Origin of the sequence: Methylibium sp. T29, from assembly GCF_000576205.1 — a bacterium.
GTDB classification, from domain to species: domain Bacteria; phylum Pseudomonadota; class Gammaproteobacteria; order Burkholderiales; family Burkholderiaceae_C; genus Methylibium; species Methylibium petroleiphilum.
The window spans coordinates 1-8,366 of sequence record NZ_AZND01000148.1; the positions used below are offsets into that span (position 1 = coordinate 1).

The 8,366-nt window shown below is 68.0% G+C and carries 7 protein-coding genes and 2 pseudogenes; 7 read left to right on the plus strand and 2 right to left on the minus strand.

What is annotated here, in order from left to right:
* From x551_RS15310 to x551_RS15340, 7 genes and pseudogenes are all read left to right on the plus strand, one after another.
* On the plus strand, positions 1 to 364 hold a 364-nt coding region (locus x551_RS15310; protein WP_036249288.1), incomplete at its 5' end, for an alpha/beta hydrolase.
* A pseudogene (locus x551_RS15315) lies at positions 352 to 995 on the plus strand (peroxiredoxin). The gene x551_RS15310 and the pseudogene x551_RS15315, both read left to right, overlap by 13 nt.
* A 119-nt stretch (positions 996 to 1,114) precedes the next feature.
* Entirely contained in the window at positions 1,115 to 2,128 is a 1,014-nt protein-coding gene (locus x551_RS15320) for a sulfate ABC transporter substrate-binding protein (RefSeq protein WP_011827723.1), read from the plus strand.
* A 170-nt stretch (positions 2,129 to 2,298) separates the two neighbouring features.
* On the plus strand, positions 2,299 to 3,312 hold the full coding sequence (locus x551_RS15325) for a sulfate ABC transporter substrate-binding protein (RefSeq protein WP_036231818.1): 1,014 nt from the start codon (positions 2,299 to 2,301) through the stop codon (positions 3,310 to 3,312).
* A 36-nt stretch (positions 3,313 to 3,348) separates the two neighbouring features.
* Positions 3,349 to 4,185, plus strand: a complete 837-nt coding sequence (gene cysT / locus x551_RS15330) for a sulfate ABC transporter permease subunit CysT (protein WP_011827725.1) — start codon at positions 3,349 to 3,351, stop codon at positions 4,183 to 4,185.
* A gap of 1 nt (position 4,186) precedes the next feature.
* Positions 4,187 to 5,101 (plus strand): sulfate ABC transporter permease subunit CysW, encoded by a 915-nt coding sequence (gene cysW, locus x551_RS15335; protein WP_036231816.1) that lies wholly within the window; start codon positions 4,187 to 4,189, stop codon positions 5,099 to 5,101.
* Positions 5,098 to 6,156 carry a sulfate ABC transporter ATP-binding protein gene (locus x551_RS15340; RefSeq protein WP_011827727.1) on the plus strand — a complete coding sequence of 353 codons (1,059 nt, stop codon included), beginning with the start codon at positions 5,098 to 5,100 and terminating at the stop codon, positions 6,154 to 6,156. The genes cysW and x551_RS15340 overlap by 4 nt, the downstream gene beginning before the upstream one ends.
* A gap of 45 nt (positions 6,157 to 6,201) precedes the next feature.
* Here x551_RS15340 and x551_RS15345 read toward each other — a convergent pair.
* A pseudogene (locus x551_RS15345) lies at positions 6,202 to 7,139 on the minus strand (CysB family HTH-type transcriptional regulator).
* Between the two features lie 136 nt (positions 7,140 to 7,275).
* Positions 7,276 to 8,366, minus strand: a 1,091-nt coding sequence (locus x551_RS15350) for a 3'-5' exonuclease (protein WP_036249291.1), incomplete at its 5' end; no start/stop codon positions are given.

An 8,366-nucleotide genomic window follows, 5' to 3' on the forward strand; every position in this document is an offset into this window, starting at 1 on the left:
CGCCGTCGCCGGGCTGCTGCCTCAGCAGCGCCTCGCGGTGCCGAGCACCGTGGTGGCCAGCGACACCGATCCCTGGATGACCGCCGCCAGCAGCCGCCGCTGGGCCCAGCGCTGGGGCAGCGCCTGGTTGACGCTCGGCGACGCCGGGCACATCAACGCCGAGGCCGGCTTCGGCCCGCTGCCGCTGGCGCGGCGCTGGGTCACCGCGATGAGCGCGCGCCTCGCCCGCGAGCAACGGCTCGAACGCGCGACGCTGGCCGAGTGGTCGTTCGCGGTCCGAGGGGCGGCACACCGCCGCGGGTCGTCCTTCCTCCTCGATTCCCTGCCTCCATCCCATCCAGGAGCTCCACCATGCCAAGCCTGAGACTCGGCGACATCGCCCCCGATTTCGAGCAACAGTCCACCCAGGGTCCGCTCCAGTTCCACGCGTGGCTCGGCGACAGCTGGGGCGTGCTGTTCTCTCACCCGGCCGACTTCACGCCCGTCTGCACCACCGAGCTCGGATTGACGGCCCGCCTCAAGGCCGAGTTCTCCAAGCGCAATGTCAAGGTGATTGCGCTGTCGGTCGACCCGGTCGACAAGCACGGCGCGTGGATCGAGGACATCAACCGCACCCAGAACGCGGTGGTCGACTTCCCGATCCTGGCCGACGCCGACCGCAAGGTCAGCGAGCTCTACGACCTGATCCATCCGAACGCCAGCACGACCGCCACGGTGCGCTCGCTGTTCGTCATCGACCCGGCGAAGAAGATCCGCCTGACGATCACCTACCCGGCCTCGACCGGGCGCAATTTCGACGAGATCCTGCGCGTCATCGATTCGCTGCAGCTGACCGAATACCACAGCGTCGCGACGCCGGCGAACTGGAAGGACGGCGACGACGTGGTGATCGTGCCCGCGCTGCAGGACGCCGAACTGATCCGGCAGAAGTTTCCGAAGGCTATACCGCCGTCACGCCCTATCTGCGCCTGACGCCGCAGCCCAATCGCGCCTGAGACTTCTTCGAGAAACGCATAAGCGTCCTTGCTTTCATTCGTTCCGCGTTGAAGCGGCGCTTTCTAGCATCTCCCCATTCGCTCATTCCCGCCCTGATTCCGTGATCCCGAGGACCTTCATGACCCGTTTCGCTTCCGTCCGTGGCGCGCTCGCCGCCTCGATCCTTGTTTTGGCCGCCGGTGCCGCCGCCGCCAAGGACGTGACCCTGCTCAATGTCTCCTACGACCCGACGCGCGAGCTCTACGTCGAGTACAACGCCGCCTTCGCCAAGTACTGGAAGGGCAAGACCGGCGACAACGTGACCGTGAAGCAGTCGCACGGCGGCTCGGGCAAGCAGGCTCGCTCGGTGATCGACGGCATCGACGCCGACGTGGTGACGCTGGCGCTGGCCTACGACATCGACGAGATCGGCGAGAAGGCCAAGCTGCTGCCGGCCGACTGGCAGAAGCGCCTGAAGCACAACAGCTCGCCCTACACCTCCACCTACATCTTCCTGGTGCGCAAGGGCAACCCGAAGGGCATCAAGAACTGGGACGACCTGGTGAAGCCGGGCGTGTCGGTGATCACCGCGAACCCCAAGACCTCGGGTGGCGCCCGCTGGGGCTACCTGGCGGCCTACGGCTTCGCGCTCAAGCAGCCCGGAGGCGACGATGCCAAGGCGCGCGAGTTCGTCGGCAACCTGTTCAAGAACGTGCCGGTGCTGGATTCCGGCGCCCGCGGCTCCACGGTGACCTTCGCCGAGCGCGGCATCGGCGACGTGCTGCTGGCCTGGGAGAACGAGGCCCACCTGTCGCTGAAGGAGTTCGGCGTCGACAAGTTCGACATCGTCTACCCGCCGCTGAGCATCCTGGCCGAGCCGCCGGTGACGGTGGTCGACAAGGTGGTCGACAAGAAGGGCACCCGCGACGTGGCCCAGGCCTACCTCGAGTACCTGTACACCGCGGAGGGCCAGGAAATCGCCGCGCGCAACTTCTACCGGCCGATCGACGAGAAGGTCGCGGCGAAGTACGCGAAGAACTTCCCGAAGGTCAACCTGTTCACCATCGACGAGGTGTTCGGCGGGTGGGCCAAGGCGCAGAAGACCCACTTCGCCGACGGCGGTGTGTTCGATCAGATCTATACGAAGAAGTAAGCACCGGGATTTTTTCGAGAGCAGGCGCCCACTTGCTGGGCGCCTGTCGGCGTTTGGCTACGCCATTTTCTCATAAGCATTCGACGAATCTGTCGTTCCCGTTTTAAGCGACGGTCCCTAGCATCCGCTCCCATCGACCTTTCCGCGGGGACTCCGGGCCCTGCCACATCATGTCTCTCCTGCCTTCGTCGCTGCGGCGCGCACTGATCGTTTCTCCCCTGTTGCTGGCCGCCGGCTGGGCCACGGCCGCCGGGCCGACGCTGCTGAACGTCAGCTACGACGTGGCGCGCGAGTTCTACAAGGAGATCAACCCGGCCTTCCAGAAACAATGGAAGCAGGCCAGCGGCGAGGACGTGACGATCAACCAATCCCACGGCGGCTCGAGCAAGCAGGCCCGCGCGGTGATCGACGGTCTGGAGGCCGACGTCGTGACGATGAACCAGTCGAGCGACATCGACGCCATCGCCACCCGCGGCAAGCTGATCCCCGAAGACTGGGCGAAGCGGCTGCCGAACAACGCCGCGCCCACCACCTCGGTCACGGTGATCCTGGTGCGCAAGGGCAACCCGAAGAAGATCGCCGACTGGCCCGATCTCGCCAAGCCCGGCGTCAGCGTTGTGATCCCGAATCCCAAGGTCACCGGCAACGGTCGCTACAGCTATGTGGCCGCCTGGGGCTCGGCCATCAAGGCCGGCGGTACGCCGGCCCAGGCGCGCGAGCTGGTGCAGAAGATCTTCGCCAACGTGCCGGTGTTCGACGGTGGCGGCCGTGCGGCGACCACCACCTTCGCACAGCGCAACATCGGCGACGCGCTGGCGACCTTCGAGTCGGAGGTCAACCTGATCAAGGCCGAGTTCGGCGACCACTTCGACGTGGTCTACCCCAAATCGACCATCCTGGCCGAGAACCCGGTGAGCGTGATCGACACCGTGGTCGACAAGAAGGGCACGCGCAAGCAGGCCGAGGCCTACCTGAAGTTCCTGTGGTCCGACGAGGCCCAGGAGATCGCCGCCAAGCACCAGTTGCGCCCGCGCTCGCCCGCGCTGCTGGCGAAGTACGCGAAGGACTTCCCGAAGGTCAACACCTTCACGATCGACGAGATCTTCGGCGGCTGGAGCAAGGCGCAGAAGGAGCACTTCGACGACGGCGGGATCTACGACCAGATCCTGGCGGCGCGCAAGTGATCGTGCCGGTTCGATCATTTTCCTGAAGTACTGACCGTGTTCCTCTCTCGCGCCCTGCTGCGGCGGCACAGCGTGCTGCCCGGCTTCGACCTCGCGCTCGGCTTCACGCTGCTCTACCTGAGCCTCATCGTGCTCATCCCGCTGTCGGCCGCGTTCCTGAAGACCTTCACGCTCACCTGGCCGGCGTTCTGGGAGGCGGTGAGTTCGCCGCGGGTGGTGGCGTCCTACCGGCTGACCTTCGGCGCCTCACTGGCGGGTGCGCTGCTCAACGCGGTGTTCGGGCTGGTCATCGCCTGGGTGCTGGTGCGCTACGAGTTCCCGTTCAAGCGCATCGTCGACGCGCTGGTCGACCTGCCATTCGCGCTGCCCACCGCGGTGGCCGGCATCGCGCTCACCGCGATCTATTCGCAGAACGGCTGGATCGGGCAGTACCTGCCCTTCAAGGTGAGCTTCACGCCGGTCGGCGTGTTCGTCGCGCTCACCTTCATCGGCCTGCCGTTCGTCGTGCGCACGCTGCAGCCGGTGCTCGAGGACCTGAGCAAGGAGATCGAGGAAGCGTCCGCCACCCTGGGCGCGAGCCGCGCACAGACCTTCCGGCTCGTGATCTTCCCGATCCTGATCCCGGCACTGCTGACCGGCTTCGCACTCGCGTTCGCACGCGCGCTGGGCGAGTACGGCTCGGTGATCTTCATCGCCGGCAACCTGCCACTGGTCAGCGAGATCACGCCGCTGCTGATCATCACCAAGCTCGAGCAGTACGACTACGCCGGCGCCACCGCGATCGCGGTCGTGATGCTGGTGTCGAGCTTCGTGCTGCTGCTGGGCATCAACCTGCTGCAGGCCTGGTCGCGCCGTCGCCAGGGAGGAAACTGACATGACGACCGGCGCCACGCTGGCCCTGAAGGCCGCTGCACCCGCTGCGGCGGTCGCTCCGACGAACCTGCGCAACGCCACCACGGAGGCGCCCTGGGTGCGCCGCACGCTGATCGGCATCGCGCTGGTGTTCCTGACGGTGTTCCTGTTCGTGCCGCTGTTCGCGGTGTTCTACGAGGCGCTGAAGAAGGGCTGGGATGTCTATCTCGCGGCGATCGTCGAGCCCGACGCGCTGTCGGCCATCCGGCTCACGCTGCTGGCGGCGGCGGTGTCGCTGCCGCTGAACCTGGTGTTCGGCGTGGCGGCGGCCTGGTGCATCGCCAAGTTCGACTTCCGCGGCAAGAACATCCTGCTGACGCTGATCGACCTGCCGTTCTCGGTGAGCCCGGTGATCGCCGGCCTGATCTTCGTGCTGGTGTTCGGCCTGCAGGGCTGGCTGGGCGGCTGGCTGCGCGAGCACGACCTGAAGATCATCTTCGCGCTGCCCGGCATCGTGCTGGCCACGGTATTCATCACCTTCCCGTTCATCGCGCGCGAGCTGATCCCGCTGATGCAGGCGCAGGGCGTCGAGCAGGAAGAGGCGGCGCGGGTGCTGGGCGCTTCGGGCTGGCAGATCTTCTGGCGCGTGACGCTGCCCAACATCAAGTGGGCGCTGCTGTATGGCGTGATCCTGTGCAATGCGCGGGCGATGGGGGAGTTCGGCGCGGTGTCGGTGGTCTCGGGCCACATCCGCGGCCAGACCAACACGATGCCGCTGCACATCGAGATCCTCTACAACGAATACCAGTTCGCGGCGTCGTTCGCGGTGGCTTCGCTGCTGGCCGGGCTGGCGCTGGTGACGCTGGTGCTGAAGTACCTGGTGGAGCGACGGGTGAGAAACCAGATCAAGGGCGCGAGCGCGCTGGAGGCCGTATGAGCATCGAAGTCCGTAACCTGAACAAGCGCTTCGGCCCCACCGTCGTCTGCGACGACATCTCGATCGACATCCCCTCGGGCGAGCTGGTCGCGCTGCTCGGACCCTCGGGTTCTGGCAAGACCACGCTGTTGCGCATCATCGCGGGCCTGGAAGTGCCCGACAGCGGCAGCGTGCTGTTCCACGGCGAGGACGCCACCCGCACCGACGTGCGCGAGCGCCAGGTCGGCTTCGTGTTCCAGCACTACGCGCTGTTCGCGCACATGACGATCTTCGAGAACGTGGCCTTCGGGCTGCGCGTGCGTCCCAAGGCCACGCGGCCCAGCGAAGCCGAGATCCGCAGCAAGGTCACCGCGCTGCTGAAGCTGGTGCAGCTCGACTGGATCGCCGACCGCTTCCCGCACCAGCTGTCGGGCGGCCAGCGCCAACGTATCGCCCTGGCGCGCGCGCTGGCGGTGGAGCCCAAGGTGCTGCTGCTCGACGAGCCCTTCGGGGCACTCGACGCCAAGGTGCGCAAGGAGCTGCGCCGCTGGCTGCGCCGCCTGCACGACGAGGTGCATGTGACGAGCGTGTTCGTGACCCACGACCAGGAGGAGGCGATGGAGGTCGCCGACCGCATCGTCGTGATGAACCAGGGCCGCGTCGAGCAGGACGGCCCGCCGGACCAGGTATACGACCACCCGGCGTCGCCCTTCGTGCTGCAGTTCCTGGGGGACGTGAACCTGTTCCACGGCCGCTTCGGAGCAGGTCGGGGCGATGCGAAGGTCAGCGGCGAGGTCAGCTACGTGCGCCCGCACGAGCTGGCGATCCTGGCCGCACCGGCCGAGGGCTCGCTGCCGGTGACGCTGTCGCAGGCGCTGACCGTGGGGCCTAACACGCGGGTGGAGTTCAAGCGCGTGGACGACGGCAGCTACATCGACGTCGAGCTGCCGCGCTCGGAGTTCCATGCGCTGCGCGAACGCTTCCCGCTCGATCCCGGCGCCACCGTGCACCTGCTGCCGCGCCGCGTGACGCGCTTCGCGCAGGAGTCCGAAGCCGATCCGGCCGCGATGATCTGATCGGGCCCCGGCCGGGCCGTCGCACCCGACCGAGCCGCTCACCGCTCAGAGTTCGTCGACCTTGCCGCCGTCGAGTGCGCGCTGCACCACCTTGCGCGTCAGCGACGGTGCAAAGCTCTCGATGAAGTCGTACACATAGGCCCGCAGGTAGCTGCCGCGCTTGAGCGCCAGGCGCGTCATGTTCACGGCGAACAGGTGGCGCGCGTCGAGTGCGCGCAGGTGGCGGTCGCGCTCGTCGTCGTAGGCGATCGAGGCGACGATGCCGACGCCCAGGCCCAACTCCACGTAGGTCTTGATCACGTCGGCGTCCATCGCCGTCAGCGCCAGCGTGGGCGTGAGGCCCTCGCGCTCGAAGGCCTCGTCGATGTGCGAGCGGCCGGTGTAGCCGGCGTCGTAGGTGATCAGCGGGTATTCGGCGAGCCGCTTCAGCGTGAGGGCGCCGCCGTCGAGCAGCGGGTGGTCGGGCGGCACCAGCACCGCGTGCGTCCAGCGGTAGCAGGGCAGCGCCACGAGGTCGGGGTACTGCGCCAGCGCCTCGGTCGCGATGCCGATGTCGGCCTCGCCGTCGAGCAGCATCTGCGCCACCTGCTTCGGCGAGCCTGGTGCAGCTGCAACTGCACGCCCGGATGGCTGCCGCGGAAGTCGCGCACCGCTGGCGGCAGCGCGTAGCGCGCCTGCGAGTGGGTGGCGGCGATGGACAGCGGGCCGTGGTCCTGCTGGGCGTAGTCGGCGCCGGCGCGCTTGAGGTTGTCGGCGTCGTGCAGCAGCCGCTCCACGATCGGCAGCACCGCCTCGCCGGGGGCGGTGAGCCCGGTCAGCCGCTTGCCGGCGCGCACGAAGATGTCGACGCCGAGCTCGTCTTCGAGCTCGCGGATCTGCCGGCTCACGCCCGGCTGCGACGTGTGCAGCGCCTCGGCCACGTCGGTGAGGTTGAAGCCGAGCCGCACCGCCTCGCGGACGGAGCGCAGTTGCTGGAAGTTCATCGGGTCAGCCGCGAAGGCGAAGGCTTCGCGAAAACGAAAGTTTCCGAGTGTCCGGGCTGGCCGCGCGCGAGGGAACGACCGTTTCGTTGTTTGCTTTCGCGCCGTCGGCATAAGGCCCTCGGCGCGCGCGGCGCACTCAGTCCGCGGCGGTCGGGCCGGACGCCGGCTGCGCGGCCTTGGCCGCGAACGCCGCCCGCAGCGCCTTCAGCTTCTCGCGCGGGTCTTCCTTCACGCGGCCTTCTTCCAGCTTCATCTCGGCGATGAAGCGGCTGGGCGCGCCGGCCACGGTCTCGCGGCCGCGCTTGCGGCGCTTGAGCCAGCTGACCGCCAGGGTGCTGCGGGCGCGGGTGATGCCCACGTACATCAATCGCCGCTCCTCCTCCAGCCGCTGTACCAGCGCTGCCGCGGTGAGCGATTCGTCGTCGGTCTTGAACGGCAGCAGGCCCTCGTTGACGCCGGCCAGCACCACGTGCGGCCACTCCAGCCCCTTGGCAGCGTGCAGCGTGGAGAGCGTCAGCACGTTCTGATCGTCGCCGCGCTCGGCCAGGCTGATGATCACCGCGATGGTCTGCGCCACTTCGAGCACGCTGCGCCGCTCGCTCTCCTGGCCGCTGCCGTCGTCGGCCGTCTCGCCGCCGCAGCGCCTGGCGATCCAGTCGACGAAATCGAGCACGTTCGACCAGCGCGCCGCGGCCAGCTTCTCGCTGTCCTCGCCGTCGTGCAGATGCTGCTCGTAGCCGATGTCCTTCAGCCAGCCCATCAGCAGCGCGCGCGCATCCTCGGCACCGACGGTCTGGCGTGCGCGGTACTCGAGGTCGTTGACGCAACGGCCGAACTCGTGGAGCGAGCCGACCGCCTTCGCGCTGAGCACCGTGCCGAGCGATTCCGCGAACAGCGCTTCGTAGAGAGACACCTTCCAGCGGCCGGCGAACTCGCCCAGGCCGGCCAGCGTCTGGTGGCCGATGCCGCGCTTGGGCGTCGTCACGGAGCGCAGGAAGGCGGGGTCGTCGTCCTGGTTCACCAGCAGGCGCAACCAGGCGCACAGGTCCTTGATCTCGGCGCGCTCGAAATAGCTCTGGCCGCCCGACACCTTGTACGGGATCTGCGCCTTGCGCAGGGCCTGCTCGAACACGCGCGCCTGGTGGTTGGCGCGGTAGAGGATCGCGAAGTCCTTCCACTCGATGCCCTGCCCGCCCACCGCGCCGGCCGCCGCGCCGCCCTGGCCGC

Bases quoted from the DNA above. Each gene is read 5' to 3' on its own strand.
- x551_RS15320 (WP_011827723.1), top strand. From the start codon at position 1,115: ATGACCCGTTTCGCTTCCGTCCGTGGCGCGCTCGCCGCCTCGATCCTT.
- x551_RS15325 (WP_036231818.1), top strand. From the start codon at position 2,299: ATGTCTCTCCTGCCTTCGTCGCTGCGGCGCGCACTGATCGTTTCTCCC.
- cysW (WP_036231816.1), top strand. From the start codon at position 4,187: ATGACGACCGGCGCCACGCTGGCCCTGAAGGCCGCTGCACCCGCTGCG.
- x551_RS15340 (WP_011827727.1), top strand. From the start codon at position 5,098: ATGAGCATCGAAGTCCGTAACCTGAACAAGCGCTTCGGCCCCACCGTC.